The sequence below is a fragment of the Klebsiella sp. WP3-W18-ESBL-02 genome, from assembly GCF_014168815.1.
GTDB classification, from domain to species: domain Bacteria; phylum Pseudomonadota; class Gammaproteobacteria; order Enterobacterales; family Enterobacteriaceae; genus Kluyvera; species Kluyvera ascorbata_B.
Genome location: NZ_AP021972.1, coordinates 822,464 through 847,093, shown reverse-complemented (window position 1 = coordinate 847,093; position 24,630 = coordinate 822,464). Strand labels below are relative to the sequence as shown.

Here is a 24,630-nt window from a genome sequence, read left to right as displayed (position 1 = left end):
AGTCATCTATTCGTCTGTGGTATAATCCGCCACCGTGACTATGCAGCACAACAGTTTGAGCTAACCAAATTCCTATTGGGTGAAATTTAATATGGCAAAACACCTTTTTACGTCCGAGTCTGTATCTGAAGGGCATCCTGACAAAATCGCAGACCAAATTTCCGACGCCGTGCTGGACGCCATCCTCGAGCAGGATCCGAAAGCCCGCGTAGCGTGTGAAACCTACGTCAAAACCGGTATGGTGCTGGTCGGCGGTGAAATCACCACCAGCGCATGGGTTGATATCGAAGAGATCACCCGTAACACCGTTCGCGAAATTGGCTATGTGCATTCTGATATGGGCTTTGATGCCAACTCTTGTGCCGTACTGAGCGCGATTGGCAAGCAGTCTCCAGACATCAACCAGGGCGTTGACCGTGCCGATCCGCTGGAACAGGGCGCGGGCGACCAGGGCCTGATGTTTGGCTATGCCACCAACGAAACCGACGTGCTGATGCCAGCGCCAATCACCTACGCCCACCGTCTGGTGCAGCGTCAGGCAGAAGTGCGTAAAAACGGCACCCTGCCGTGGCTGCGCCCGGACGCGAAAAGCCAGGTTACCTTCCAGTACGACGACGGTAAAGTGGTCGGTATTGATGCGGTAGTCCTGTCAACCCAGCATGCTGAAAGCATTGATCAAAAATCACTGCAGGAAGCGGTGATGGAAGAGATCATCAAGCCGGTTCTGCCGACCGAATGGCTGAATGCGTCAACCAAATTCTTTATCAACCCGACCGGCCGTTTTGTTATCGGTGGCCCAATGGGCGACTGCGGCCTGACCGGTCGTAAAATTATCGTTGATACCTACGGCGGCATGGCTCGCCACGGCGGCGGCGCGTTCTCCGGTAAAGATCCATCAAAAGTGGACCGTTCCGCAGCCTATGCCGCACGCTATGTGGCAAAAAACATCGTTGCGGCTGGCCTGGCTGATCGCTGTGAGATTCAGGTTTCTTACGCTATCGGCGTAGCAGAACCGACCTCCATTATGGTGGAAACCTTCGGTACCGAGAAAGTGCCTGCAGAACAGCTGATTGGGCTGGTACGCGAGTTCTTCGACCTGCGTCCATACGGCCTGATTCAGATGCTGGACCTGCTGCACCCGATCTACAAAGAGACGGCTGCGTACGGTCACTTCGGTCGCGAAACCTTCCCGTGGGAAAAAACCGACAAAGCCGCGCAGCTGCGCGAAGCAGCCGGTCTGAAATAATCCCAGCCCCCCTTTTCCAGAAGCCAGCCTCGCGCTGGCTTTTTTTATGTCTGTAACCTGCATACCGTACGCTCGGTTACATTCTCAGACAATTTAATGAAAGCGATTACACACACATACCCATGGCTAGCAAAGCCCTCAATACCCTCAATGAAACAGTCTTTCATTTTATTGTGCTGTGTTTCAGTAAAATCTTATTATCGTGATTTTCGCCTCAACCAAACCAAATATATCGTTATGATTTTATTTAAATTTAACCATTAAATAACACAAACACCAGTGTAACCGATTACACAGTCGTGATTGTTATCACATTTTTTTACCTCACAGTCTCCTACCCTAAGCATCGATAGAATCAATGACTCATTTGGAGAGCATCATGCCTAACAATAAAAAACAGGGTCGCTCGAACAAGACAATGACCTTCTTTGTCTGCTTCCTGGCGGCGCTGGCCGGACTGCTGTTCGGCCTTGATATCGGCGTTATTGCCGGTGCCCTACCGTTTATTACGACCGATTTTCAGCTGAGCTCGCATACGCAGGAATGGGTTGTCAGCTCCATGATGTTCGGCGCCGCCGTCGGCGCCGTCGGCAGCGGCTGGCTCTCCTTCAAGCTGGGCCGTAAAAAAAGCCTGATGATCGGGGCGATCCTGTTCGTTGCCGGTTCGCTATTCTCCGCCGCCGCGCCAAACGTTGAAGTACTGCTGATTTCCCGCGTTCTGCTGGGGCTGGCGGTGGGCGTGGCCTCTTACACCGCGCCGCTGTACCTGTCTGAAATTGCACCGGAAAAAATCCGCGGCAGCATGATTTCCATGTACCAACTGATGATCACCATCGGGATTCTCGGCGCGTACCTGTCGGATACCGCATTCAGCTACAGCGGCGCATGGCGCTGGATGCTAGGCGTTATCATCATTCCGGCGATTCTGCTGCTGATCGGCGTGATCTTCCTGCCGGACAGCCCGCGTTGGTTCGCCGCGAAACGACGCTTTAACGACGCTGAACGTGTGCTGATGCGTCTGCGTGATACCAGCGCCGAGGCCAAACGTGAGCTTGATGAAATTCGTGAAAGCCTGAAGGTAAAACAGAGCGGTTGGGCGTTATTCAAAGAAAACAGCAACTTCCGTCGCGCGGTGTTCCTCGGCGTACTGCTGCAGGTGATGCAGCAGTTCACCGGCATGAACGTCATCATGTACTACGCGCCGAAAATCTTTGAACTGGCGGGCTACACCAACACCACCGAACAGATGTGGGGGACGGTCATCGTCGGCCTGACCAACGTGCTGGCCACCTTTATCGCCATCGGTCTGGTTGACCGTTGGGGTCGTAAGCCAACCCTTATTCTGGGCTTTATCGTTATGGCCGTCGGTATGGGCGTACTGGGCTCAATGATGCACGTCGGCATCCACTCAGCAGTGGCGCAGTACGTCGCCGTCCTGATGCTGTTGATGTTTATCGTCGGCTTTGCGATGAGCGCCGGTCCGCTGATTTGGGTACTGTGTTCTGAAATCCAGCCGCTGAAAGGCCGTGATTTCGGTATCACCTGCTCTACCGCCACCAACTGGATTGCGAACATGATCGTCGGCGCCACCTTCCTGACCATGCTGAACTCACTCGGCAGCGCCAACACCTTCTGGGTTTACGGCGGTCTGAACGTACTGTTCATCTTCCTGACCCTGTGGCTGATTCCGGAAACCAAAAACGTCTCTCTGGAACACATTGAACGTAACCTGATGCAGGGCCGTCCGCTGCGCGAAATTGGCGCTCGCGACTAACCTGAACAACGCTTCCTCCCGCCAGGGGGGAAGCTTCTTCTTGCGCCCCCCCGCTTCTCGCTCTATTCTCAGCCGTTATGAAAACCCCTCGAATTCCTATCGCAATCCAGCAAAACATCATGCGCAGCCTGCGAGAAAAACTCGCTCAGGCCAACCAGGCGCTGGGCCGCAATTACCCGGAGCCAAAGCTGGTTTACCAGCAGCGCGGTACGTCGGCGGGCACCGCCTGGCTTCAGCAGTATGAAATTCGCCTCAATCCGGTGTTGTTACAGGAAAATCAGCAGGCGTTTATTGATGAAGTGGTGCCGCACGAGCTGGCGCACCTGCTGGTCTGGAAACACTTTGGCCGCGTTGCGCCGCACGGCAAAGAGTGGAAGTGGATGATGGAAAGCGTGCTCGGCGTACCGGCACGTCGTACCCATCAGTTCGAACTGGAGTCCGTGCGCAAAAATACCTTCCCCTACCGCTGCCGCTGCCAGCAGCACCAGCTCACCGTGCGTCGGCATAACCGCGTGCTGCGTGGTGAAGCCACCTACCGCTGTGTACACTGCGGCGAGCCATTAGTTGCAGAAATGTAACCATCGGAAATAACAGGAAGTTTTCCGCTCTAACTGATTGCATCTGACAACCACATTCGTTACGTTGCGGGCTCGTTTTGAGATGGAGTTCGTGATGTACCGTAATGTGTCTTTAGCCGCCGCGTTTCTGGCAGCGGCACTCTCCGGCCAGGTAATGGCCGAAGGGATCAACAGTTTCTCCCAGGCGAAAAGCGCCGGCGTTAAGATCAATAACGATGTCCCCGGCGATTTCTACTGCGGCTGCAAAATTAACTGGCAGGGGAAAAAAGGCGTTATCGATCTGGAATCGTGCGGCTACAAAGTGCGTAAAAATGAGAACCGCGCCAGCCGCGTCGAATGGGAGCACGTCGTTCCTGCATGGCAGTTTGGCCATCAGCGCCAGTGCTGGCAGGACGGCGGCAGAAAAAACTGCGCCAAAGATCCGGAATATCGCAAGATGGAAAGCGATATGCATAACCTGCAGCCCGCCGTGGGCGAGGTGAACGGCGACCGCGGTAACTTTATGTACGGACAGTGGAACGGCGGCGAGGGCCAGTACGGTCAGTGCGCGATGAAAGTCGATTTCAAAGAAAAAGTGGCCGAGCCGCCGGAGCGCTCACGCGGTGCGATTGCGCGTATCTACTTCTATATGCGCGATCAATATCATCTGACGCTTTCCCGTCAACAGACCCAGTTGTTCAACGCGTGGGATAAAATGTATCCGGTCAGCGCCTGGGAGTGCGAACGCGACCAGCGCATCGCCAAAGTACAGGGCAATCATAATCCTTATGTGCTGCAGGCTTGCCAGGCGCAAAAGAGCTAACCTACACTAGCGACAATCGTTAATTTGCTCCAGCCCTCTCCCGGCGGAGGGGGCATACAGCCACAGATGGAAGTCAGACTTATGCGTATCCCTCGCATCTACCACCCGGAACCTCTTACCGTCGGCGCGCAGATTGCGCTTTGCGAAGATGCCGCCAACCACGTTGGCCGCGTCCTGCGGATGGGTAAAGGCCAGGCCGTACAGCTGTTTGACGGCAGTAACCAGCTGTTTGAGGCCGTCATTACCGACGCCAGCAAGAAAAATGTGATGGTGGATGTCCAGAGCGCGACGATGGACAATCGTGAATCGCCTATCCATATTCACCTGGGCCAGGTGATGTCGCGAGGCGATAAAATGGAATTCACCATCCAGAAATCGATTGAACTGGGTGTAAGCCTCATTACGCCACTTTTTTCCGAGCGCTGCGGCGTTAAACTGGACGCCGAACGCCTGAATAAAAAAATTCAGCAGTGGCAGAAGATCGCCATCGCCGCCTGCGAGCAGTGCGGCCGTAACGTCGTGCCGGAAATTCGCCCGGCAATGGACGTTGAAGACTGGTGCGCCGAGCAAGATGATGCGCTGAAGCTCAACCTGCACCCGCGCGCGAGCGCCAGCATCAATACGCTGCCGCTGCCGGTGGAGCGCGTACGCCTGTTGATTGGCCCGGAAGGCGGCCTGTCCGCCGATGAAATTGCCATGACCGCTCGCTACCAGTTTACTGATATTCTGTTAGGGCCTCGCGTTCTGCGCACAGAGACTACCGCACTCACCGCCATTACCGCACTGCAGGTGCGCTTTGGCGACCTGGGTTAAAGGAGAACAATAATGATCAAGCTCGGCATCGTGATGGATCCCATCGCAAGCATTAACATCAAGAAAGACACCAGCTTCGCTATGCTGCTGGAGGCACAACGTCGCGGCTACGAACTCCACTATATGGAGATGAACGATCTGTATCTGATCAACGGCGAGTCGCACGCCCGTACGCGTCTGCTGAGCGTCGAGCAGAACTACGACAAATGGTACGAATTCGGTCATGAGCAGGAAATTAAGCTCGCCGATCTCGACGTGATTCTGATGCGTAAGGATCCGCCATTCGACACCGAATTCATCTATGCCACCTATATTCTTGAGCGCGCTGAAGAGAAAGGTACGCTGATCGTCAACAAGCCGCAGAGCCTGCGCGACTGTAACGAGAAGCTGTTCACCGCGTGGTTCGCCGACCTGACGCCGGAAACGCTGGTCACCCGTAATAAAGCCCAGCTGAAAGCGTTCTGGGAAAAACACGGTGACATCATCATGAAGCCGCTGGACGGCATGGGCGGCGCCTCAATCTTCCGCGTGAAGGAAGGCGATCCGAACATTGGCGTCATTGCCGAAACCCTGACCGAGCTTGGCAGCCGCTACTGCATGGCGCAGAACTACCTGCCGGCAATTAAAGACGGCGACAAACGCGTGCTGGTGATCGACGGTGAGCCGGTACCGTACTGCCTCGCGCGTATTCCGCAGGGTGGCGAAACCCGCGGTAACCTGGCCGCCGGCGGCCGCGGCGAGCCGCGCCCGTTAAGCGAGAGCGACTGGGCTATCGCCCGTAAAGTCGGCCCGACGCTGAAGGAGAAAGGGCTTATCTTCGTCGGTCTGGATATTATCGGCGATCGTCTGACGGAAATTAACGTCACCAGCCCAACCTGCGTGCGGGAAATTGAAGCGGAATATCCGATTTCTATCACCGGTATGCTGATGGACGCCATCGAAAAACGTCTGCAAAAATAAGACGTTGTTTGAAGACGGCGGGAGGGATCCCGCCGCCAGCCGGGCGTTGTGCCCTGCGTATACGCAGGCTAGCCTGGTGACAGCGGTCCGCTTTCCCCTCATACTGGGCGCTGCTGCTTTTTGAAACAGGACAAGAACCTCTGATAATGAATTTACAGCATCATTTTCTTATTGCTATGCCATCCCTTCAGGATCCTATCTTCCGCCGTTCCGTAGTCTACATCTGCGAATACAACGACGACGGCGCGATGGGCATCATCATTAACAAGCCGCTGGAAAATTTACAGGTCGAAGGCATCCTCGAAAAGCTGAAGATCGCTCCGGAGCCCCGCGATCCGTCCATTCGTCTGGATAAGCCCGTTATGCTCGGAGGCCCGCTGGCGGAAGATCGTGGTTTTATCCTGCATACGCCGCCGGACTCGTTCTCATCCAGTATCCGTATTTCCGACAATACAATTGTCACCACCTCACGTGACGTACTGGAAACCCTTGGCACTGAACGCCAGCCGTCTGAAGTGCTGGTTGCCTTAGGCTACGCCTCGTGGGAAAAAGGCCAGTTGGAGCAGGAGATCCTCGATAACGCCTGGCTAACCGCTCCGGCCGATTTCAATATTCTGTTTAAAACTCCGATTAGCGAGCGCTGGAAAGAAGCAGCGAAGCTGATTGGCATTAATATCCTGACCATGTCAGGCGCTGCGGGGCACGCGTAATGAGTGGCACACTGCTGGCTTTTGATTTTGGTACGCGCAGCATCGGCGTGGCGATTGGCCAACGTATTACCGGCACGGCCCGTCCGCTCGCCGCCATTAAGGCGCAGGACGGTACGCCCGACTGGAATATCATTGCTCGCCTGCTTAAGGAATGGCAGCCTGAAACGGTTATCGTCGGACTGCCGCTGAATATGGACGGCACCGAACAGCCGCTGACCGCTCGCGCACGTAATTTTGCCAATAAAATTCACGGCCGCTTTGGCGTGCCAATTACGCTGCACGATGAACGTCTGAGCACCGTCGAGGCGCGTGCCGGGCTGTTTGAACACGGGGGGTTTAGGGCGTTGAATAAAGGCAGCGTAGATTCCGCCTCCGCCGTGGTGATTCTGGAAAGTTATTTCGAGCAGGGTTACTAACAAACAGGCAGCCCCGGGAATGATTCCCGGGAGCACACCAGAATAGCTATCTCGCCAATCAGTGACGCAGATTTTCGTTCGCCCAGCTCACTGCCTGGGTTCTGTTCTTCACGCTTAATTTGCGGAAAACATTATACAGATGCGTACGTACTGTATTTTCACTAATAAACAATGCACGCGCGATATCCATATTGGTCGCACCGTGACGTAATTCATTAAGAATTTCACATTCACGCTCGGTCAGCGGTACGCTATCGTGATTTTCCGGAGTATGTTCAACGGCATACATTGCCGGATGCATCACGCTCAATTCAGCCGTCTGCTCGCCATTCAGCACCGCTTTGACGCCCTCAATTAAGCGCGATTCTTCGTCGTCATGACGGAATACGCCATACAGCGCTGGCCATTGTGCCATTTCGTACAATTCATACTTCTGCGCGCTATTAATAATCAACAGACGTGGGGCATCAAACTGGGTGCGGATAATATCGCGCCAGATGCCATTCAGCTTTTTGTTGGAAACAGCAATATCAAACAATACCACGGCACCTTTACTCAGGCGCTGAACCAGCGGCTTGTTGATATTATGAACATCAACAGAAACTGACAGTAATTCAGTAAGATAGTTTGCAAACGCGTTTGCTTGTACTGACGGGTGGGTGATTAAGATAATCTTGCGGGAATTAGATACACTCTCAGTTACTTCAAACATTTCGAAACTCTCCATAGTCTATATCCACCATCATGGTGATTTAATAAGTCAAAGCAAAGGCAAACCTAATACCATTAGCAATTAAAACCAACCAGTCCAGGAAAACCTATTTCATAAGATTAGTCCTAATTACATAAACAGGATAGAACGAAGACCTTAGAAGTGTCAAAAGAATATCAACCTTTTTTTGTAAGCCTACGCAACATAATGTAATCGACAAATTACAAACAAAACATACCGATGGCTTACGCGCAAAAATCGTATTAGAATAAATGTCGTAGGAAGTTTTTCTTCCGCCTTATAAAACATCACCCGATAATCACAAAAAAATACATTCCGGCAACAACGAAAAAAGTAATATTTACAAATTTAAAAAACTGACGGTTGAATAATTAATCAGTTAGCCAGAAATAAAACAGCCATCACATTATTTAATATTCCAATGTGATAGCTGAAAATAAATATTTCCGAATTCATCTGTACAAAAATAACCAGAAGATCGTGCTACGCAGGACTATACGCGCTTTCTCTCACGATAACATCCCCGCCTTAACTCGCTGTTGATAGCTTTGGCTGAAGGTCTGCATGCCGCTTTGCAACCCGGTCTGCATCACGCCTGCTATCTGGTGCGTTTTCCCTTCGCGAATGAGATTACCCACCGCCGGCGTGTTAATCAGCATTTCAAACAGCGCGACGCGCCCGCCGCGATTGTCCGGCTGCAGCTTTTGCGCCAGCACCGCGCAGAGGCTGCTGGCCAGCTGATTGCGCACGGGCTCTTTTTCCTGTGCGGGGAACACGTCCACCAGCCGCTCTATGGCCTGTGCCGCGCCGCGCGTATGCAGCGTTGCCAGCACCAGGTGCCCGGTTTCCGCCGCCGTCAGCGCCAGACGAATGGTTTCGCTATCGCGCAGCTCACCCAGCAGAATCACATCCGGATCCTGACGTAGTGCGACTCGCAGCGCATCGGCAAAAGACGCGGCGTGCTCACCGACCTCGCGCTGGTGAATCAGACACCCCTCGCTGGTATGCAGAAACTCAACCGGGTCTTCCAGCGTCAAAATATGCCCGGCCTGATGATGATTAAGGTAATCCACCATCGCCGCCAGCGTGGTGGATTTTCCGCTGCCCGTCGCCCCGGTCACCAGAATCAGCCCGCTCTCCTCCTGTAGCATCTCCGCTAACGCCACCGGCGGATGCAGTTCGTCAAGCGTAGGGCAGCGCGTCGGCAGTATGCGCAGCACCAGCGAGACACCGCCGCTGTGGGCAAACGCACTGGCACGCAGGCGCGGGCAGCCGGTCAGCGACAGTGAAAAATCAAGCTGTCGCTGCCGCAGCCACGTCTGTTGCTGGCTTTCACTTAGCCAGCCGTCCATTAGCACGCCGAGATGCGGGGCGCTAAACGGCGCTATTTCCAGCTTACCCGCCCTACGCCAGCGCGCGTTTCCACTGCTACATAGGTGTAGATCGGACACGTTATGCTTTACACTAAGCGTCACGATTTCTTGTATATCCATAGACCCACCAGCCCATATGAACGATATTGCGCATAACCTGGCACAGGTCAGGGAGAAAATCTCAGCGGCAGCAGCGCGCTGCGGCCGGGATTCAGAAGAAGTAACGCTGCTTGCAGTCAGTAAAACGAAACCTGCGAGCGCCGTCGAAGAAGCCGTTGCCGCGGGCCAGACCGCGTTCGGCGAAAACTATGTTCAGGAAGGGGTAGAAAAAATCCTCCACTTCCGCGAGCAGGGAATCACCTCGCTGCAATGGCACTTTATCGGCCCGCTGCAGTCCAACAAAAGTCGCCTGGTTGCCGAGCACTTCGACTGGTGCCATACCGTGGACCGGCTGAAGATTGCCGTGCGTTTAAGCGAGCAGCGCCCGGCCGACCTGCCGCCGCTCAACGTGCTGATTCAAATCAACATCAGCGATGAGCAAAGTAAATCCGGTATTGCGCTGGAATCGCTGGACGCGCTGGCAGCCGACATCGCCGCGTTGCCGAATGTTCGTCTGCGCGGCCTGATGGCCATTCCCGCGCCGGAAAAAGAGTACGACCGGCAGTTTGCCGTCGCTCGCCAAATGGCGGTAGCATTTGCGCGACTGAAAGCAGACTACCCGACCGTAGACACCCTCTCTCTGGGCATGTCTGACGACATGGAAGCCGCTGTTGCGGCAGGTAGTACAATGGTACGCATTGGCACCGCGATTTTTGGTGCGCGTGATTACACAAAAAAATAAGGAACCCCAAGGAACGCCATGAAGACGTTGACCTTCCTGCTCTCTACAGTGATTGAACTGTACACAATGGTGCTGCTGCTCCGCGTCTGGATGCAGTGGGCGCGCTGTGACTTTTACAACCCGTTCTCGCAGTTCGTGGTGAAGATCACGCAGCCCATTGTTGGTCCGCTGCGCCGTATCATTCCGCCGATGGGGCCGCTGGACAGCGCCTCTGTGCTGCTGGCATTTATCCTGTGCGTAATAAAAGCTATCGTGCTGTTTATGGTCATCACCTTCCAGCCGATCATCTGGATCTCTGCGGTGCTCATTCTGCTCAAGACCATCGGTCTGCTGATCTTCTGGGTTCTGCTGCTGATGGCCATCATGAGCTGGGTCAGCCAGGGACGTAGCCCGGTTGAGTTCGTGCTGATGCAGCTTGCTGAACCGCTGCTGCGCCCGATTCGCCGTCTGCTGCCGTCGATGGGGGGCATTGATTTCTCGCCGATGGTGCTGGTGCTGCTGCTGTACGTTATCAATATGGGCATTGCTGAAGTCCTGCAAGCCACCGGCAACATGCTGCTGCCAGGACTGTGGATGGCGCTATGAGTGCCGTGACACTTTGCGATGACGGGCTGGTGCTGCGGCTGTACATTCAGCCAAAGGCCAGCCGGGACGCAATTGTTGGGGTTCATGGCGACGAATTAAAAGTCGCCATTACCGCCCCGCCCGTGGATGGGCAGGCCAATGCCCATCTGGTGAAGTACCTCGCCAAACAGTTTAAGGTCGCCAAAAGCCAGGTCATCATTGAGAAAGGTGAACTGGGGCGGCATAAACAGGTTAAAATTATTCATCCGCAACAAATCCCATCGGGCGTCGACGCCCTGACACATTAGGATATCCCATGCAAAAAGTTGTCCTCGCGACCGGTAACGCCGGTAAAGTGCGCGAGCTTGCCGCGCTGCTCGGCGATTTTGGTCTTGATATCGTCGCTCAGACCGAGCTTGGCGTGGAGTCCGCCGAGGAAACCGGGCTGACCTTTATTGAAAACGCCATTCTCAAGGCGCGTCACGCTGCGCAGGTGACCGGCTTACCGGCCATTGCCGATGATTCCGGGCTGGCGGTCGATGCGCTCGGCGGCGCACCGGGCATTTACTCCGCACGCTATTCCGGCATCGACGCCAGCGACCAGCAGAACCTGGAAAAGCTGCTGGAAACGCTCAAAGACGTGCCGGACGAGCAGCGTCAGGCGCAGTTCCACTGCGTGCTGGTGTATCTGCGCCACGCGGAAGATCCCACGCCGCTGGTGTGCCACGGCCGCTGGCCGGGCGTCATTACCCGTTCGCCGGCGGGTCAGGGTGGCTTCGGCTACGATCCGATTTTCTTCGTCCCGTCGGAAGGTAAAACCGCCGCCGAGCTCACCCGTGAAGAGAAAATCGCCATCTCCCACCGCGGTCAGGCGCTGAAACAGTTACTGGAAGCGATGCGCAATGGTTAATCTGCCGCCGCTGAGTCTTTACATTCATATCCCGTGGTGCGTGCAGAAATGCCCGTACTGCGACTTCAATTCGCACGCGCTCAAGGGCGAAGTGCCGCACGATGACTATGTGCAGCATCTGCTCAACGATTTAGACGCTGACGTCGCCTATGCGCAGGGACGTGAAGTGAAGACCATTTTCATCGGCGGCGGGACGCCGAGCCTGCTCTCCGGCCCGGCGATGCAGGCCCTGCTGGACGGCGTTCGCGCACGTCTGCCGCTGGCCGCTGACGTGGAGATTACCATGGAAGCCAACCCGGGCACCGTCGAAGCCGACCGCTTTGTCGAATACCAACGGGCGGGCGTGAACCGCATCTCCATCGGCGTTCAAAGCTTTAGCGAAACCAAGCTCCAGCGTCTGGGCCGAATTCATGGGCCGGAAGAAGCCAAACGCGCCGCGCATCTGGCGAGCGGGCTTGGGCTACGCAGCTTTAACCTCGACCTGATGCACGGCTTGCCGGATCAGTCGCTGGAAGAAGCGCTCAGCGACCTGCGCCAGGCCATCGAGCTGTCGCCACCGCACCTTTCCTGGTATCAGTTGACCATCGAGCCGAACACTCTGTTCGGTTCACGCCCGCCGGTGCTGCCGGACGATGACGACCTGTGGGATATCTTCGAGCAGGGGCATCGCCTGCTGACCGCCGCAGGTTATCAGCAGTATGAAACCTCGGCCTACGCGAAGCCGGGCTATCAGTGCCAGCACAATCTCAACTACTGGCGTTTTGGCGACTATCTGGGCATTGGCTGCGGCGCGCACGGCAAAGTGACGTTCCCGGACGGCCGTATTCTGCGCACGGCGAAAACCCGCCATCCGCGCGGCTATATGGAAGGGCGCTACCTTGAACGCCAGCACGATGTTGAAAATGCCGATAAACCGTTCGAGTTCTTTATGAACCGCTTCCGTCTGCTGGAGCCGGCTCCGCGTGCAGAGTTCAAGGCCTACACGGGCCTTAACGAGCAGGTGATTCGCCCGCAGCTTGATGAGGCGCTCGCGCAAGGCTATCTGACCGAGTGCAACCAGTACTGGCAGATTACTGAACACGGCAAGCTCTTCCTCAACTCGCTGCTGGAACTGTTCCTCAACGAATAAGTTCAAATATATTTCGCCATTAATTCATAATGGCGAAATATATAACATCGTCTTTTCCGAGCAATAACCAAAATACTTCCCGAACAATTCTAACGCTAATATTTAATAGAAATATTAATAGCTAATTACACATACCCCATAAATATAATACAGCGCACAAAAACCGCATTTAATGCGTAGATAATTTAAAAGTGTGAGAGGGATAGCGTAAAGATGTCTGACAACCAGGATAATATGTCATACAGAAAATACAGCTATACCCATAGATATAAACCACCATAATAAATGTGCATGGAGCCTATTAATGAAATCTCTCACTTTTCGCAAAACGCTGATCTGTGCCTCACTTTTTGCCTTACTCTCTGCCGGAGTCAGCGCCGCTGAAAAAGTCACGCTGAAGCTGGCGCATAACCTCGAGCGCAGCCACGTCGTTCACCAGGCATTTGAGGAAATGGCCAAAGAGGTCAAGCAGTTATCAGACGGCAAAATGACCATTCGTATTTATCCCAGCAGCCAGATGGGCAGCGCTCGTGAAACCATGGAACTGCTACAAAACGGCGCACTCGATTTAACCAAGGGGTCAGCCAGCGATCTTGAATCCTTCGATAACGTCTATGCCATTTATAACCTGCCTTTCTTATTTAAAGACCAGGCGCATTTTAATAAAGTGGTATTTGGCGACGTTGGCAAAGAAATAATGGAGTCGACAAAAGATAAAGGATTCTTTGCGCTTTCCGCCTATGTTGCCGGCACCCGCAGCTTTTATGCGAAAAAACCGATTACCAAACCAGAAGATTTAAAAGGCTTAAAAATTCGCGTCCAGGCCAGCCCAACGACGCTGAAAATGATTGAATTAATGGGCGGCTCGCCGACGCCAATTTCTTTCGGTGAAGTCTATACCGCAATGCAGCAGGGGGTGGTTGACGGCGCGGAAAATAACGTCCCGTCCTGGGTGCAAACGCGTCATATTGAAATAGCCAAGGTCTTCTCTGAAGACGAGCACGCCTCTATTCCCGATTTCCTGGTCATCTCGACCAAAACGTGGGACAAGCTGACCCCGGAGCAACAGCAGATTCTGATGAAGGCCGCCAAAGCCTCAGAAACCTACCAGCAGAAGCTGTGGGACAAAATTGACGCCGATACCCGTGCACAGGCGAAAGCCATGGGCGGTGAAATCGTGAAGGTCGACAAAGCGCCGTTCCGCGCCGCCGTTCAGCCGCTGTTCGACGATTTCAAGAAAGATCCAAAACAGGCCGCGCTGCTGGCCAAATTTGAAGCCGCCGCAGAATAACCGCCCTGCGGGCCAGCCTCTGGCCCGCGTTCACCAGGATACTAAACGATGATTTTTACCCGCACTAAACAGGCGGTGGACCGCGCGATCGCCGCGTTTTCCATCGCGGTCATGGTGGCGCTGGTCGTCTGCGTCGTCTGGCAGGTGTTCAGCCGCTACGTGTTAAACCAGCCCAGCACCCTCACCGACGAGCTGGCGCGTTTTCTGATGATTTGGGTCGGCCTGCTCGGCGCAGCCTATACCGTTGGCGCCCAGCGCCATCTGGCCATCGACCTGCTAGCCATGACGCTCAAGCCGCGTAAGCAAACGCTGCTGGGCGTGGTGATTAACCTGCTGATTTTTATCTTCTCTGGTTCGGTGATCGTCACCGGCGGCCTGAAGCTAATCGCGAAAACGCTGGCCACCGCGCAGGTCTCTGCGGCGATGCAAATTCCGATGGGCTACGTCTATCTGATCCTGCCGCTGTCCGGCCTCATTATGATGTTCTACGCCCTTTGGTTTATCGCCAATGGCCTGCTTAGCCTGAAACAAACCGCGGAAGGAGCGTGTTAATGGACGGGTATATCGCACTCACGCTGTTCGGCGCCTTCTTCGTACTGGTGTTTATTGGCGTGCCTATTTCATTTTCTATCGGGATCGCGACCGTCGCCTCGATGCTGCTGATGTTCCCCTGGGATATTGCCGTCATCACCGTTTCTCAGCGCCTGGCCAACGGCCTGGACAACTTTGCCCTGCTGGCGATTCCATTCTTCATTTTTGCCGGTACACTGATGAACAGCGGGGGGATCGCCATACGCTTGATTAACCTCGCGCAGGTGATGGTCGGCCGCGTGCCCGGTTCGCTGGGCCACGTTAACGTGCTGGCCAATATGATGTTCGGCTCGATTTCAGGGTCTGCGGTTGCGGCGGCGGCGGCCGTCGGTGGCACCCTGCATCCTATCCAGACCAAGAAGGGCTATGACCCGGCGTTCTCCACTGCGGTGAACGTTTCATCGTGCATTACCGGGCTGCTTATCCCGCCCTCCAACGTGCTGATCGTCTTCTCCCTTACCGCAGGCGGCGTTTCGGTCGCATCGCTGTTTATGGCGGGCTACCTGCCGGGCATTCTGATGGGCCTGTCGATCATGGTGGTTTGCGCCATCATCGCCAAACGTCGCGGCTATCCCGTGTCGGAACGCCCGACCTGCGCCCAGGCGGCAAAAGCATTCCTTGATGCGCTGCCGAGCCTGCTGCTGGTGCTTATCGTAATGGGTGGCATTCTGGGGGGGATCTTCACCGCCACGGAAGCCTCGGCTATTGCCGTGGTCTACACCTTTATCCTGTCGGTCATCATCTACCGTGAGGTTAAATGGCGCGATCTGCCGAAGCTGATTTTAGAGTCGGTGGTCACAACCTCAATCGTGCTGCTGCTGATTGGTTTCTCCGTCGGCATGTCGTGGGCGATGACCAACGCGGATATTCCCTACATGATCAGCGACACGCTGATGGGGATCTCCGAGAATCCGCTGGTGATCCTTCTGCTTATTAATATCGTGCTGTTGATCGTCGGTATTTTTATGGACATGACGCCGGCGGTGCTGATCTTTACGCCGATCTTCCTGCCGATTGCCCAGGACCTGGGGATGGACCCGGTACATTTCGGCATCATGATGGTGGCTAACCTGTGTATCGGCCTGCTCACGCCGCCGGTCGGCAGCGCGCTGTTTGTCGGCTGCTCGATCTCCGGTGTGAAAATTCAGCAGCTGATTAAACCGCTGCTGCCGTTCTACGCCGCCCTGCTGGTTGCGCTGATGATGATTGCCTACATCCCGCAGATTTCGCTGTTCATTCCGCAGCTGCTGGGGCTGATGTAATTCCAGGAAATAACCCGGCCGAGCGCAGCGAAGCCGGGGTATTTCCGCTCGCGCAGGGCGCCTTATGGAATCACCCCCTTCTCACGCATTCTCTCGACCCCTTCCTGCCAGCGCGTTGCCTCATATTGCAATTCGTCATTACTCGACTCCAGCACCACCATTTGCCCACGCAGCGCTTCACGTTTCTTACGCAGCGGCTCAACCTTTTCCTCCATCGCGGCCATGCGCGCATTGATCTTGTCGCCGATCGCCTTATGCTGGCGATAATATTCCTGCTTCTGTTCCTCCAGCGCCTTATCGCGGGCGGCACGAATGGGCTCTGCATCACACACCGCTTTCTTCTGGCAGGCCACCAGCGCGGGCTCATACACGTTGATATAGTATTGATTACTAAACTTCGCCATATCGTTTCGGCGGTCAACGGCGTAGATTTCGGCGTTCATCGCCTGCTGTACCGCGCTGCGGTCCAGCGGCTTGCCGTTGGCGTCCGTTCCCCACGAGCTTGCCATCTGTTCATCTAACTCGACCACCTGTGTTTTCAATACATCATACTGTTTTTTCTGCTTTTCTATCGTTGTGCGGCTGTCGGCAAACTGGGCGTCAAGCCTGGCGAACTGCGCCATAAAGCCGCTATCGTTCACCACCAGCAATTTGCTTAAATCCTCTCTTTCACTGAACGGTCTTCCCGCATTTTTGGCGGCCATCTGCATCGAAAAGAAGGTCGTCGTCCAGCCGGAAGCCGGGGTTCCCACGGCGGTCATCATCGCCGAAAATTTGACCGGACGCCCTTTAGTCCAGGTTTTTTCATAGAAAAGATAATCCCCGGCCATGCCAACCGGCGTGTAGAGATTATCGTCAGAAGCCATATCGCCTTCGAGGGTGTACGTCGCCTGGTTTCCTGTCGCATCCAGCTGGCGCAGGCTGATGCGCTCAAGATGCATCATGCCGCCAGACTGTTTCGCGAACTGCTGTTTGATAACGTCGTCGGTGGGGGTATTGCTGTCGGCGATAACCGACAGGGAAAAACTACACAGCAGGAGCGTCCCGCATTTCCAGGCGAGCTTCATCGGCAAATTCCTTTTAGGTATGAAAAGCGCATCATACGGAATTTGCGGCGGAGGGAAGGATAAACGAAATCTGATTCTGGCTACCCGTAGAACACAGGTAGCCGATAACCACTTACTTGAGGGTGCCCACCAGCGCCTTGCGGCTGTCTTCCAGCGACACCACGCGGCTGCACACGTCTTTACCGAACGCCTGGAAATCCGCTTCTTGGTTTTTCCACTCGTTCTGAATCGCAGTTTGCAGGCCGCCCAGGCTGCCCAGCACGCCCTGCAGCGGGTTACCGCCGCCTTTCAGTACGGCTTTGGCGCCCATCTCGTTGATGCTGTCCTGCAGGATGCCGCCCATCGCCTGATTCACCAACTGCTGGCCGTCGGCACGCACCTGGTCAATCGCTTTATAGTGGAAGGTCAGGCCGTCACTGCGGCGCTCAATAATGCGGTTCATCTGCGTTTTCAGCTGCGCGTCGAGTTTGGTCAGACGACCGCGCATATTGCTGTCCTCGCCGACTTCTTTGGCGATAATTTTGTCCAGCGCCACGCGGCCTTTTTCAACCCGGTTACGCGCGCCTTCGTCAATCCACGGCAGCGCGCTACGCAGTTCCGTTTGATAATCTTTGGCCTGCTCGCGCTGGGCCGCGGTGAGCGTGTACGCCTTGCCGTTGTAGGTGACGTCGCCGTTGGGGGTAATAATAAGATTGCCGTTTTCCCCTTTCACCTGCACGGTTTGCGGGTTGAGCACCACGTCATCACGCGGGGTGACGCTGCACTGGTAGTCAGCGTGGGCGGCGGTCGCCGTGAACGTAAGAACTGCCGTCAGCAGCGTTTTGCGCATCATAACTTTCCCTCAAGATAAATCGGGCCAGCAAATGCTGGCCCCGTACACGCGTCATCGTTCAAGCGGCCTCTGCGTTGGCTGCGTCTGAACGATATTGTGCATATAAGATCTTAGTCCCACCAAACGTCAAAAAGTTCGCTGGTGCGCACCTCTTCAAACTTACGGTCTTCCAGCCACTTACGAACCAGCGCCTGATGTTCTTCAGTACACTTGCCCACTTCCTGGGTGCAAATCAGACCTTCCCAGGCCAGATAGCCGCTGCCGTCAAACGCCAGCTTGTTCGGCTCGATCACTTCATCGATAAACTGGTCGACGGTTTGATCGATCTGTTCTTCGCTGGTGCCTTCCGGGAAACGCCACGCGACGGAGAAGCCGATTTCCTGAAATTCATCGATATGCATTTTTTTACGCAAACGACGGCTACGATTCTTTGCCATTTATTTCACCCTCTCGAACATTAAGTCCCATACGCCGTGGCCAAGACGATGGCCACGCTGTTCAAATTTGGTTACCGGGCGCGATTCCGGGCGCGGTACGTAATCTTTTGTTTCAGACAGGTTCTGGTATCCACCAATGGAGGACATCACTTCCAGCATATGCTCAGCATAGGCTTCCCAGTCGGTCGCCATGTGGAAAACGCCGCCCAGCTTTAATTTCGTCTTCACCAGCTCAGCGAACGGTACCTGCACGATACGGCGTTTATTATGACGCGCTTTGTGCCACGGGTCAGGGAAAAAGAGCTGAACCATGTTCAGAGAGTTGTCCGGGATCATCTTGTGCAGCACTTCGACCGCGTCGTGGCACATGACGCGCAGGTTATCAACGCCCCCTTCGTGCGCCGAAGCCAGACAGGCGCCAACGCCAGGTGAGTGTACCTCAATACCGAGGAAATTCTGGTGCGGACGTGCTTTCGCCATCGTCACCAGCGAGGCCCCCATGCCAAAACCAATTTCCAGCGTCACCGGCGCTTCGCGACCGAACAGCGCGGCGAAATCGACAGGCTCTTCGCTGAACTCAACGCCCATCACCGGCCAGTAGTTTTCCAGCGCGTGTTCCTGCCCTTTGGTCAGTCGCCCCTGGCGACGCACAAAACTACGAATGCGGCGCAGCGGGCGGCCGTTTTCATCAAAATCCGGTGAAATGACGTCGTTCTTCATAAAAATATGTCTGCTTGTGAGAGTGTTCGGGAAACGGGCATTATCCAAAGTTAGTTGCCGGATGCAAGCACCGGAAAGTTCCTGTTTACAGCATAGTACCGCTGTGCTGCAATCTGGCCCCCTAATCGCACGATAACGGAAGCACTGCTTTGACCATGCAAGCGTCTCAATTTTCAGCCCAGGTGCTGGACTGGTACGACAAATACGGGCGTAAAACCCTGCCCTGGCAAATCGAAAAAACGCCTTACAAAGTATGGCTGTCAGAGGTGATGTTGCAACAGACGCAGGTTGCCACCGTTATCCCCTATTTCGAACGCTTTATGTCGCGCTTCCCGACGGTCACCGATCTCGCGAATGCCCCCCTCGACGACGTGCTACACCTGTGGACGGGGCTCGGTTACTATGCGCGCGCGCGCAATCTACACAAAGCGGCCCAGCAGGTGGCGACGCGGCACCACGGCCGTTTTCCGGAAACCTTCGATGAAGTCGCGGCGCTGCCCGGCGTAGGGCGCTCAACCGCAGGCGCGATACTGTCGCTGTCGCTGGGCAAACATTTCGCGATTCTCGATGGCAACGTTAAGCGCGTGCTGGCCCGTTGCTATGCCGTCGGCGGCTGGCCGGGTAAAAAAGACGTTGAGAAGCGGCTGTGGGACATCAGCGAGCAGGTTACGCCCGCCGAAGGCGTTTCGCGCTTTAACCAGGCCATGATGGATCTTGGTGCGATGGTCTGCACCCGCTCGAAGCCCAAATGTTCGCTTTGTCCGTTGGAAAAGGGCTGTATCGCCACCGCCAACGGCAGTTGGGCACAGTATCCCGGTAAAAAACCGAAGCAGACGATCCCCGAACGTACCGGCTATTTCCTGATGATGCAGCACGAGCGCGACGTGTTTCTTCAGCAGCGCCCGCCCAGCGGTCTGTGGGGCGGTCTATACTGTTTCCCGCAGTTTGCAGATGAAACGGCGCTGCGCGAGTGGCTGGCCGAGCGGCATATTCCGGCCGAAAACCTGACCCAGCTTACCGCCTTCCGCCATACTTTCAGCCATTTCCATCTGGACATTGTGCCTATGTGGCTTAGTGTGTCCTCATTCGCCTCATGCATGGATGAAGGCAGCGCTCTCTGGTATAACTTAGCCCAGCCGCCCGTCGTCGGGTTGGCCGCACCGGTTGAGCGCCTGTTGCAGCAGTTACGCGCCGATTCACTCGTCTAGCGAGCGGCGAACTAAGAGGATTTATTATGAGCAGAACCATTTTTTGTACTTTCCTGCAGCGCGACGCCGAAGGACAGGATTTCCAGCTCTACCCTGGCGAGCTGGGAAAGCGCATCTATAACGAGATTTCGAAAGAGGCCTGGAAGCAGTGGCAGCAAAAGCAGACCATGCTCATCAATGAAAAGAAACTCAATATGATGAACGTGGAGCACCGTAAGCTTCTGGAAGAAGAAATGGTTAATTTCCTGTTTGAAGGCAAAGATGTGCACATTGAAGGCTACACGCCGCCAGAAAAACAGTAAGGGCCCTGCGGGCCTTTAAGACAACAACAACACGCGCTCCCGGAATGATGAAAAAAAGAATTTATGCACTGGCGTTGATAGCACCGCTGCTGGTTTCCTGTTCCTCAAATAAAAAGGGCGATGCCTACAATGAGGCGTGGGTCAAAGACACCAACGGCTTTGATATCCTGATGGGGCAATTCGCCCATAACATTGAAAACATCTGGGGTTTTAACGAAGTCCTGATCGCCGGACCGAAAGACTACGTAAAATACACCGACGGCTACCAGACCCGTAGCCATATCAACTTCGATGAAGGCACCATCACCGTCGAGACCATTGCCGGTACAGATCCCGCCGCCCGCCTGCGTCAGGCGATTATCACCACGCTGCTGATGGGCGACGATCCCGGTTCGGTCGATCTCTACTCCGACGCCGACGATATTCAAATTTCTAAAGAGCCGTTCCTGTACGGCCAGGTGGTAGACAACACCGGCGAGGCCATTCGCTGGGAATGGCGCGCGGCGCGCTTTGCCGACTATCTGCTGCAAACGCGGATGAAAAAACGCAGTAACGGCCTGCATATCATCTACAGCATCACCATTAACCTTGTTCCAAACCACCTCGACAAACGTGCGCATAAATACCTCGGCATGGTACGCCAGGCTTCGCGTAAATACGGCGTCGACGAATCGCTTATTCTGGCGATTATGCAGACCGAATCATCCTTTAACCCCTACGCCGTCAGCCGCTCCGATGCGCTGGGGCTGATGCAGGTGGTGCAGCATACCGCCGGTAAAGACGTGTTCCGTTCACAGGGTAAATCCGGTACGCCAAGCCGCAGCTTCCTGTTCGACCCGGCCAGCAACATTGATACCGGGACCGCCTATCTGGCAATTCTCAGCAATATTTATCTCGGCGGCATCGACAACCCAACCTCGCGCCGTTATGCGGTCATCACCGCCTATAACGGCGGTGCGGGCAGCGTGCTGCGCGTGTTCTCCAACGATAAAGTGCAGGCGGCGAATATTATCAACAGCATGACGCCGGGCGACGTCTACCAGACGCTGACCAGCCGCCATCCGTCCGCCGAGTCGCGGCGCTATCTCTACAAAGTGAATACCGCGCAGAAAGGCTATCGTCGTAAGTAACAATTCTCACAAATATGGCCGTCACAAGCGCTGATGTTCACCGCGCGTGGCGGCCTCTCCGCCTGAACCTCATACAAAAATGTTAGTTTTGTCACTATTTCGTTATGCAAAGTAAAAATAATTGCAATTTTTTGCGGCGCTTAACAATGTCACATCTATGCCGTTGATAGAATCAGCACAAACAATGCTTTCGGATGTTATTAAACGAACGCGTATCCGGCCATTTTTGTGAGGAAAATAACATGAATTTAAAGCTGCAGCTTAAGATACTGTCCTTCCTGCAGTTCTGCCTGTGGGGGAGTTGGCTGACCACACTCGGTTCCTACATGTTTGTGACGCTGAAATTTGACGGCGCGTCTATTGGCGCGGTGTACAGCTCGCTGGGTATTGCCGCCGTCTTTATGCCGACGCTGCTGGGCATCGTGGCAGATAAGTGGATTAGCGCCAAATGGGTCTACGCCTTCTGCCATCTGGTGGGCGCAGGCACGCTGTTTATGGCCGCCCAGGTCACCACGCCGGGAGAAATGTTCTTCGTTATCTTGCTCAACTCGCTGGCCTATATGCCGACGCTGGGTCTGATCAACACCATCTCCTACTATCGTCTCAAAACGGCAGGCATGGATATCGTGACCGACTTCCCGCCTATCCGTATCTGGGGCACCATCGGCTTTATTCTGGCGATGTGGGCGGTGAGCTTCTCCGGGTTCGAGCTGAGCCATATGCAGCTCTACATCGGCGCCGCGCTGTCAGTCGTCCTGGTGCTGTTTACCCTGACCCTGCCGCATATTCCGGTCTCTAACCAGCAGCAAAAGCAGAGCTGGAGCAGCATGCTGGGGCTGGACGCGTTTGCGCTGTTTAAAAACAAACGCATGGCGATCTTCTTTATTTTCTCCATGATGCTGGGCGCCGAGCTGCAGATCACCAACATGTTTGGCAACACCTTCCTGCACAGTTTCGATAAAGATCCGCTGTTTGCCAGCAGCTTTATCGTGCAGCACGCCTCGGTAATGATGTCGATTTCACAAATCTCCGAAACGCTGTTCATCCTCACCATTCCGTTCTTCTTAAGCCGCTACGGCATCAAGAACGTGATGCTGATTAGTATCTTCGCATGGATGCTGCGCTTTGGCCTGTTCGCCTACGGCGACCCAACGCCGTTCGGCACCGTGCTGCTGGTTCTGTCGATGATTGTTTACGGCTGCGCCTTCGACTTCTTTAACATCTCCGGCTCGGTATTTGTGGAAAAAGAAGTGAAGCCGGAAATCCGCGCCAGCGCGCAGGGGATGTTCCTGATGATGACCAACGGCTTTGGCTGCATTCTCGGCGGTATGGCCAGCGGCAAGGTTGTTGAGATGTACACCGTGGACGGCATTACCGACTGGCAGAGCGTGTGGCTGATTTTCGCCGCGTACTCTCTGGTTCTGGCGGTGGCATTTGTGGGGCTGTTTAAATACAAACATGAACGTACGCCAGCTGGCGTACAGACGGTTGCCCACTAAGTTTCCTACCCACGTAACCCGGCCGAGCAAAGCGACGCCGGGTTCAAAATAGTAGGCCGGATAAGGCTACGCCGCCATCCGGCAATCTGTTCCATTCTGCCTGATGGCGCTGCGCTTATCAGGCCGACACCTTCGATAGCACCCATCCTACTGACAGCAAATCTGCGCTGCCGCCGGGGCTTAAATTCCGCGTAATCAGCGCGTTATCCATTGCTATCAGCGCGCCTTCATCCCAACCGTTTTCCAGTAAATCGTGGGCGTAATCCTGTACGTAGCGCAGACCGTTCATTCCGCCGCGCGAGACCAGATTACTGTCCGGGTTCACCGCCATTAAACGCAGCAGCAGCGCGTGCAGATGGCGACGATTCCAGCCTGAAAGCGCCTTGCGAACCGTGGCGAATCCGCTCTCTGCTTCCCCCCGCGCCCCGGTCAGGCCAAACTGATGAAACTGGCGCTCGCCCGCGGTCGCCAGCGATGAGCGGGAAGCCAGCTCCCGTTCAACCAGACCGCGGCAGATATCGCTCACTTCACGGCACAGCCGCTGCGGGTTTACCTCACCCAACCGGCCCGCGGCAAAGCAAAGCAGCCCCAGCGCGAAAATACCGCCTTTATGCGTATTCACGCCACCGGTTGCTGCATACATCGCCTGTTCGCAAGCGATACCCATCGGGCGAATCATTCGCAGCTGTTCGCCAGCAGGGCGATGCGCATGTTTATCGCCCAGTTCGGCAAACCGGGTGAACCACGGCGTAATGGCCGCAATGCTGCGAACAAACAGCGCATGGTCCATGTCCCGGTGCGCGCCGTTGTTGTATTTATCCACCAGCCCTGGCTTCGGCGTCAGATCCAGTTCCTGCCACAGCGCCTCTTCGGCCAGCGCCGGCACATCGACGTTGCGGGTATTAATCGCGAATAAACCAGCCATCGATCAGCGCCTCCACGCGGCCAATAACCTGCTCAAGCGGATGCTGGCGCGAACGAGAGCAGACGTGCGCTGGCTCATCGCAGATCAGACAGCGGCGCATATGGCGGCCTAATGCCAGCCGGCCAATATGCCCGGCGTGCGGACAGATGACGTCCAGATCCCAGAGCCTTCCCAGCGGATGGGACTGTTCCAGCGCCGCGCAGTGGGCTTTGATCTCCGGCGCCTGATGCCCCACGCACCAGAGGGCTTCCGGGCCGGTAGGCAGCCACAGCACCTGCCTGTCCAGAACCTGCCAACCGTTTTGCCACAGCATCTGATCGCACATCTGTAGCGCTACCCCCATGGTATTGCGATAGCGCAGATTATTTTTTACCGCGCCCGGCGTCACCAGCGTGAGCGAGATAACCGGTTGTCCATAATGGGTTAGCCAGTCAGCCTGACGCGCCGCGCGGCTCTCTTTTGCCGCCAACAGCGCTTCGAGGCTGACACCCGGGCTAACGGGTGTCGCCGTCGTCAT

The 24,630-nt window shown here is 55.2% G+C and carries 28 protein-coding genes; 20 read left to right on the top strand and 8 right to left on the bottom strand.

Translation table 11 applies throughout. From position 1 onward, the window contains the following. The first annotated feature begins 91 nt into the window (after window positions 1-91). From metK to ruvX, 8 genes are all read left to right on the top strand, one after another. A complete protein-coding gene (gene metK, locus H7R56_RS04120) occupies window positions 92-1,246 on the top strand; it encodes a methionine adenosyltransferase (protein ID WP_106925716.1) in 1,155 nt (384 codons plus the stop codon). Window positions 1,247-1,625: 379 nt separating this feature from the next. After that, complete coding sequence (locus tag H7R56_RS04115) at window positions 1,626-3,020, top strand: sugar porter family MFS transporter (RefSeq protein ID WP_106925714.1); 1,395 nt, start codon at window positions 1,626-1,628, stop codon at window positions 3,018-3,020. A 77-nt stretch (window positions 3,021-3,097) separates the two neighbouring features. After that, the gene (locus H7R56_RS04110) at window positions 3,098-3,598 is read left to right on the top strand and encodes a SprT family zinc-dependent metalloprotease (RefSeq protein ID WP_106925712.1); all 501 of its coding nucleotides are present in this window, start codon (window positions 3,098-3,100) and stop codon (window positions 3,596-3,598) included. A gap of 94 nt (window positions 3,599-3,692) precedes the next feature. Beyond that, window positions 3,693-4,400, top strand: coding sequence for a deoxyribonuclease I (gene endA, locus H7R56_RS04105; RefSeq protein WP_106925710.1), 708 nt, complete (start codon window positions 3,693-3,695; stop codon window positions 4,398-4,400). A gap of 81 nt (window positions 4,401-4,481) precedes the next feature. Then, window positions 4,482-5,213, top strand: a complete 732-nt coding sequence (rsmE, locus tag H7R56_RS04100) for a 16S rRNA (uracil(1498)-N(3))-methyltransferase (protein ID WP_106925708.1) — start codon at window positions 4,482-4,484, stop codon at window positions 5,211-5,213. Window positions 5,214-5,225: 12 nt separating this feature from the next. Then, on the top strand, window positions 5,226-6,173 hold the full coding sequence (gshB, locus tag H7R56_RS04095) for a glutathione synthase (protein ID WP_106925706.1): 948 nt from the start codon (window positions 5,226-5,228) through the stop codon (window positions 6,171-6,173). Window positions 6,174-6,319: 146 nt separating this feature from the next. Beyond that, window positions 6,320-6,883 (top strand): YqgE/AlgH family protein, encoded by a 564-nt coding sequence (locus H7R56_RS04090; RefSeq protein ID WP_106925704.1) that lies wholly within the window; start codon window positions 6,320-6,322, stop codon window positions 6,881-6,883. Then, window positions 6,883-7,299 carry a Holliday junction resolvase RuvX gene (gene ruvX / locus H7R56_RS04085; protein WP_064542651.1) on the top strand — a complete coding sequence of 139 codons (417 nt, stop codon included), beginning with the start codon at window positions 6,883-6,885 and terminating at the stop codon, window positions 7,297-7,299. Before H7R56_RS04090 ends, ruvX begins: the two co-directional genes overlap by 1 nt. Window positions 7,300-7,357: 58 nt before the next feature. Here ruvX and H7R56_RS04080 read toward each other — a convergent pair whose 3' ends face one another. Both H7R56_RS04080 and H7R56_RS04075 read right to left on the bottom strand, forming a co-directional pair. Further along, window positions 7,358-8,011 (bottom strand): LuxR C-terminal-related transcriptional regulator, encoded by a 654-nt coding sequence (locus H7R56_RS04080; protein WP_106925702.1) that lies wholly within the window; start codon window positions 8,009-8,011, stop codon window positions 7,358-7,360. Between the two features lie 530 nt (window positions 8,012-8,541). Beyond that, entirely contained in the window at window positions 8,542-9,525 is a 984-nt protein-coding gene (locus tag H7R56_RS04075) for a type IV pilus twitching motility protein PilT (RefSeq protein ID WP_106925700.1), read from the bottom strand. Window positions 9,526-9,541: 16 nt separating this feature from the next. Between H7R56_RS04075 and H7R56_RS04070 the strand changes: the two genes are divergently transcribed. From H7R56_RS04070 to H7R56_RS04035, 8 genes are all read left to right on the top strand, one after another. Continuing rightward, the gene (locus H7R56_RS04070) at window positions 9,542-10,246 is read left to right on the top strand and encodes a YggS family pyridoxal phosphate-dependent enzyme (RefSeq protein WP_106925698.1); all 705 of its coding nucleotides are present in this window, start codon (window positions 9,542-9,544) and stop codon (window positions 10,244-10,246) included. Between the two features lie 18 nt (window positions 10,247-10,264). Beyond that, on the top strand, window positions 10,265-10,831 hold the full coding sequence (locus tag H7R56_RS04065; RefSeq protein ID WP_106925696.1) for a YggT family protein: 567 nt from the start codon (window positions 10,265-10,267) through the stop codon (window positions 10,829-10,831). Further along, window positions 10,828-11,118: a DUF167 family protein YggU gene (gene yggU / locus H7R56_RS04060; RefSeq protein WP_106925694.1), complete on the top strand. Its 291-nt coding sequence runs from the start codon at window positions 10,828-10,830 to the stop codon at window positions 11,116-11,118. Before H7R56_RS04065 ends, yggU begins: the two co-directional genes overlap by 4 nt. An 8-nt stretch (window positions 11,119-11,126) precedes the next feature. Next, complete coding sequence (locus H7R56_RS04055; protein ID WP_106925692.1) at window positions 11,127-11,720, top strand: XTP/dITP diphosphatase; 594 nt, start codon at window positions 11,127-11,129, stop codon at window positions 11,718-11,720. Further along, complete coding sequence (hemW, locus tag H7R56_RS04050) at window positions 11,713-12,849, top strand: radical SAM family heme chaperone HemW (RefSeq protein WP_106925690.1); 1,137 nt, start codon at window positions 11,713-11,715, stop codon at window positions 12,847-12,849. The genes H7R56_RS04055 and hemW overlap by 8 nt, the downstream gene beginning before the upstream one ends. A gap of 304 nt (window positions 12,850-13,153) precedes the next feature. Beyond that, window positions 13,154-14,140 (top strand): TRAP transporter substrate-binding protein, encoded by a 987-nt coding sequence (locus H7R56_RS04045; RefSeq protein WP_106925688.1) that lies wholly within the window; start codon window positions 13,154-13,156, stop codon window positions 14,138-14,140. 48 nt (window positions 14,141-14,188) lie between these two features. Then, window positions 14,189-14,692, top strand: coding sequence for a TRAP transporter small permease (locus H7R56_RS04040; RefSeq protein ID WP_106925686.1), 504 nt, complete (start codon window positions 14,189-14,191; stop codon window positions 14,690-14,692). After that, window positions 14,692-15,993 carry a TRAP transporter large permease gene (locus H7R56_RS04035; RefSeq protein ID WP_106925684.1) on the top strand — a complete coding sequence of 434 codons (1,302 nt, stop codon included), beginning with the start codon at window positions 14,692-14,694 and terminating at the stop codon, window positions 15,991-15,993. The genes H7R56_RS04040 and H7R56_RS04035 overlap by 1 nt, the downstream gene beginning before the upstream one ends. Window positions 15,994-16,055: 62 nt before the next feature. On the opposite strand, the gene H7R56_RS04030 is transcribed toward H7R56_RS04035, so the two are convergent. From H7R56_RS04030 to trmB, 4 genes are all read right to left on the bottom strand, one after another. Then, window positions 16,056-17,060 (bottom strand): DUF1202 family protein, encoded by a 1,005-nt coding sequence (locus tag H7R56_RS04030; RefSeq protein WP_106925682.1) that lies wholly within the window; start codon window positions 17,058-17,060, stop codon window positions 16,056-16,058. Window positions 17,061-17,172: 112 nt separating this feature from the next. Beyond that, a complete protein-coding gene (locus tag H7R56_RS04025; protein WP_106925680.1) occupies window positions 17,173-17,892 on the bottom strand; it encodes a YggN family protein in 720 nt (239 codons plus the stop codon). A 110-nt stretch (window positions 17,893-18,002) separates the two neighbouring features. Beyond that, on the bottom strand, window positions 18,003-18,329 hold the full coding sequence (locus tag H7R56_RS04020) for a YggL family protein (RefSeq protein WP_065356020.1): 327 nt from the start codon (window positions 18,327-18,329) through the stop codon (window positions 18,003-18,005). Continuing rightward, window positions 18,330-19,049 carry a tRNA (guanosine(46)-N7)-methyltransferase TrmB gene (gene trmB, locus H7R56_RS04015; RefSeq protein ID WP_182928521.1) on the bottom strand — a complete coding sequence of 240 codons (720 nt, stop codon included), beginning with the start codon at window positions 19,047-19,049 and terminating at the stop codon, window positions 18,330-18,332. It lies immediately after the preceding gene. A gap of 155 nt (window positions 19,050-19,204) precedes the next feature. Here trmB and mutY point away from each other — a divergent pair, with 155 nt between their 5' ends. The 4 genes from mutY (at window position 19,205) to H7R56_RS03995 (ending at window position 23,188) form a co-directional block, all read left to right on the top strand. After that, a complete protein-coding gene (gene mutY / locus H7R56_RS04010) occupies window positions 19,205-20,257 on the top strand; it encodes an A/G-specific adenine glycosylase (protein WP_106925676.1) in 1,053 nt (350 codons plus the stop codon). Between the two features lie 26 nt (window positions 20,258-20,283). Further along, the gene (locus H7R56_RS04005; protein ID WP_106925674.1) at window positions 20,284-20,559 is read left to right on the top strand and encodes an oxidative damage protection protein; all 276 of its coding nucleotides are present in this window, start codon (window positions 20,284-20,286) and stop codon (window positions 20,557-20,559) included. Window positions 20,560-20,606: 47 nt separating this feature from the next. Beyond that, complete coding sequence (gene mltC / locus H7R56_RS04000) at window positions 20,607-21,689, top strand: membrane-bound lytic murein transglycosylase MltC (RefSeq protein ID WP_106925672.1); 1,083 nt, start codon at window positions 20,607-20,609, stop codon at window positions 21,687-21,689. 242 nt (window positions 21,690-21,931) lie between these two features. Further along, window positions 21,932-23,188, top strand: coding sequence for a nucleoside permease (locus H7R56_RS03995; RefSeq protein WP_106925670.1), 1,257 nt, complete (start codon window positions 21,932-21,934; stop codon window positions 23,186-23,188). 118 nt (window positions 23,189-23,306) lie between these two features. Here the strand turns inward: H7R56_RS03995 and citG are convergent, their stop codons facing one another. Together citG and citX are read right to left on the bottom strand one after the other, a co-directional pair. After that, window positions 23,307-24,113, bottom strand: coding sequence for a triphosphoribosyl-dephospho-CoA synthase CitG (citG, locus tag H7R56_RS03990; protein ID WP_106925668.1), 807 nt, complete (start codon window positions 24,111-24,113; stop codon window positions 23,307-23,309). After that, window positions 24,091-24,630, bottom strand: coding sequence for a citrate lyase holo-[acyl-carrier protein] synthase (gene citX, locus H7R56_RS03985; protein WP_106926103.1), 540 nt, complete (start codon window positions 24,628-24,630; stop codon window positions 24,091-24,093). Before citX ends, citG begins: the two co-directional genes overlap by 23 nt.

What these genes read in the sequence shown, in the direction of transcription:
- metK (WP_106925716.1), top strand. Translation starts at nt 92, where the DNA reads ATGGCAAAACACCTTTTTACGTCCGAGTCTGTATCTGAAGGGCATCCT.
- H7R56_RS04115 (WP_106925714.1), top strand. Translation starts at nt 1,626, where the DNA reads ATGCCTAACAATAAAAAACAGGGTCGCTCGAACAAGACAATGACCTTC.
- H7R56_RS04110 (WP_106925712.1), top strand. Translation starts at nt 3,098, where the DNA reads ATGAAAACCCCTCGAATTCCTATCGCAATCCAGCAAAACATCATGCGC.
- endA (WP_106925710.1), top strand. Translation starts at nt 3,693, where the DNA reads ATGTACCGTAATGTGTCTTTAGCCGCCGCGTTTCTGGCAGCGGCACTC.
- rsmE (WP_106925708.1), top strand. Translation starts at nt 4,482, where the DNA reads ATGCGTATCCCTCGCATCTACCACCCGGAACCTCTTACCGTCGGCGCG.
- gshB (WP_106925706.1), top strand. Translation starts at nt 5,226, where the DNA reads ATGATCAAGCTCGGCATCGTGATGGATCCCATCGCAAGCATTAACATC.
- H7R56_RS04090 (WP_106925704.1), top strand. Translation starts at nt 6,320, where the DNA reads ATGAATTTACAGCATCATTTTCTTATTGCTATGCCATCCCTTCAGGAT.
- ruvX (WP_064542651.1), top strand. Translation starts at nt 6,883, where the DNA reads ATGAGTGGCACACTGCTGGCTTTTGATTTTGGTACGCGCAGCATCGGC.
- H7R56_RS04080 (WP_106925702.1), bottom strand. Translation starts at nt 8,011, where the DNA reads ATGTTTGAAGTAACTGAGAGTGTATCTAATTCCCGCAAGATTATCTTA.
- H7R56_RS04075 (WP_106925700.1), bottom strand. Translation starts at nt 9,525, where the DNA reads ATGGATATACAAGAAATCGTGACGCTTAGTGTAAAGCATAACGTGTCC.
- H7R56_RS04070 (WP_106925698.1), top strand. Translation starts at nt 9,542, where the DNA reads ATGAACGATATTGCGCATAACCTGGCACAGGTCAGGGAGAAAATCTCA.
- H7R56_RS04065 (WP_106925696.1), top strand. Translation starts at nt 10,265, where the DNA reads ATGAAGACGTTGACCTTCCTGCTCTCTACAGTGATTGAACTGTACACA.
- yggU (WP_106925694.1), top strand. Translation starts at nt 10,828, where the DNA reads ATGAGTGCCGTGACACTTTGCGATGACGGGCTGGTGCTGCGGCTGTAC.
- H7R56_RS04055 (WP_106925692.1), top strand. Translation starts at nt 11,127, where the DNA reads ATGCAAAAAGTTGTCCTCGCGACCGGTAACGCCGGTAAAGTGCGCGAG.
- hemW (WP_106925690.1), top strand. Translation starts at nt 11,713, where the DNA reads ATGGTTAATCTGCCGCCGCTGAGTCTTTACATTCATATCCCGTGGTGC.
- H7R56_RS04045 (WP_106925688.1), top strand. Translation starts at nt 13,154, where the DNA reads ATGAAATCTCTCACTTTTCGCAAAACGCTGATCTGTGCCTCACTTTTT.
- H7R56_RS04040 (WP_106925686.1), top strand. Translation starts at nt 14,189, where the DNA reads ATGATTTTTACCCGCACTAAACAGGCGGTGGACCGCGCGATCGCCGCG.
- H7R56_RS04035 (WP_106925684.1), top strand. Translation starts at nt 14,692, where the DNA reads ATGGACGGGTATATCGCACTCACGCTGTTCGGCGCCTTCTTCGTACTG.
- H7R56_RS04030 (WP_106925682.1), bottom strand. Translation starts at nt 17,060, where the DNA reads ATGAAGCTCGCCTGGAAATGCGGGACGCTCCTGCTGTGTAGTTTTTCC.
- H7R56_RS04025 (WP_106925680.1), bottom strand. Translation starts at nt 17,892, where the DNA reads ATGATGCGCAAAACGCTGCTGACGGCAGTTCTTACGTTCACGGCGACC.
- H7R56_RS04020 (WP_065356020.1), bottom strand. Translation starts at nt 18,329, where the DNA reads ATGGCAAAGAATCGTAGCCGTCGTTTGCGTAAAAAAATGCATATCGAT.
- trmB (WP_182928521.1), bottom strand. Translation starts at nt 19,049, where the DNA reads ATGAAGAACGACGTCATTTCACCGGATTTTGATGAAAACGGCCGCCCG.
- mutY (WP_106925676.1), top strand. Translation starts at nt 19,205, where the DNA reads ATGCAAGCGTCTCAATTTTCAGCCCAGGTGCTGGACTGGTACGACAAA.
- H7R56_RS04005 (WP_106925674.1), top strand. Translation starts at nt 20,284, where the DNA reads ATGAGCAGAACCATTTTTTGTACTTTCCTGCAGCGCGACGCCGAAGGA.
- mltC (WP_106925672.1), top strand. Translation starts at nt 20,607, where the DNA reads ATGAAAAAAAGAATTTATGCACTGGCGTTGATAGCACCGCTGCTGGTT.
- H7R56_RS03995 (WP_106925670.1), top strand. Translation starts at nt 21,932, where the DNA reads ATGAATTTAAAGCTGCAGCTTAAGATACTGTCCTTCCTGCAGTTCTGC.
- citG (WP_106925668.1), bottom strand. Translation starts at nt 24,113, where the DNA reads ATGGCTGGTTTATTCGCGATTAATACCCGCAACGTCGATGTGCCGGCG.
- citX (WP_106926103.1), bottom strand. Translation starts at nt 24,630, where the DNA reads ATGACGACGGCGACACCCGTTAGCCCGGGTGTCAGCCTCGAAGCGCTG.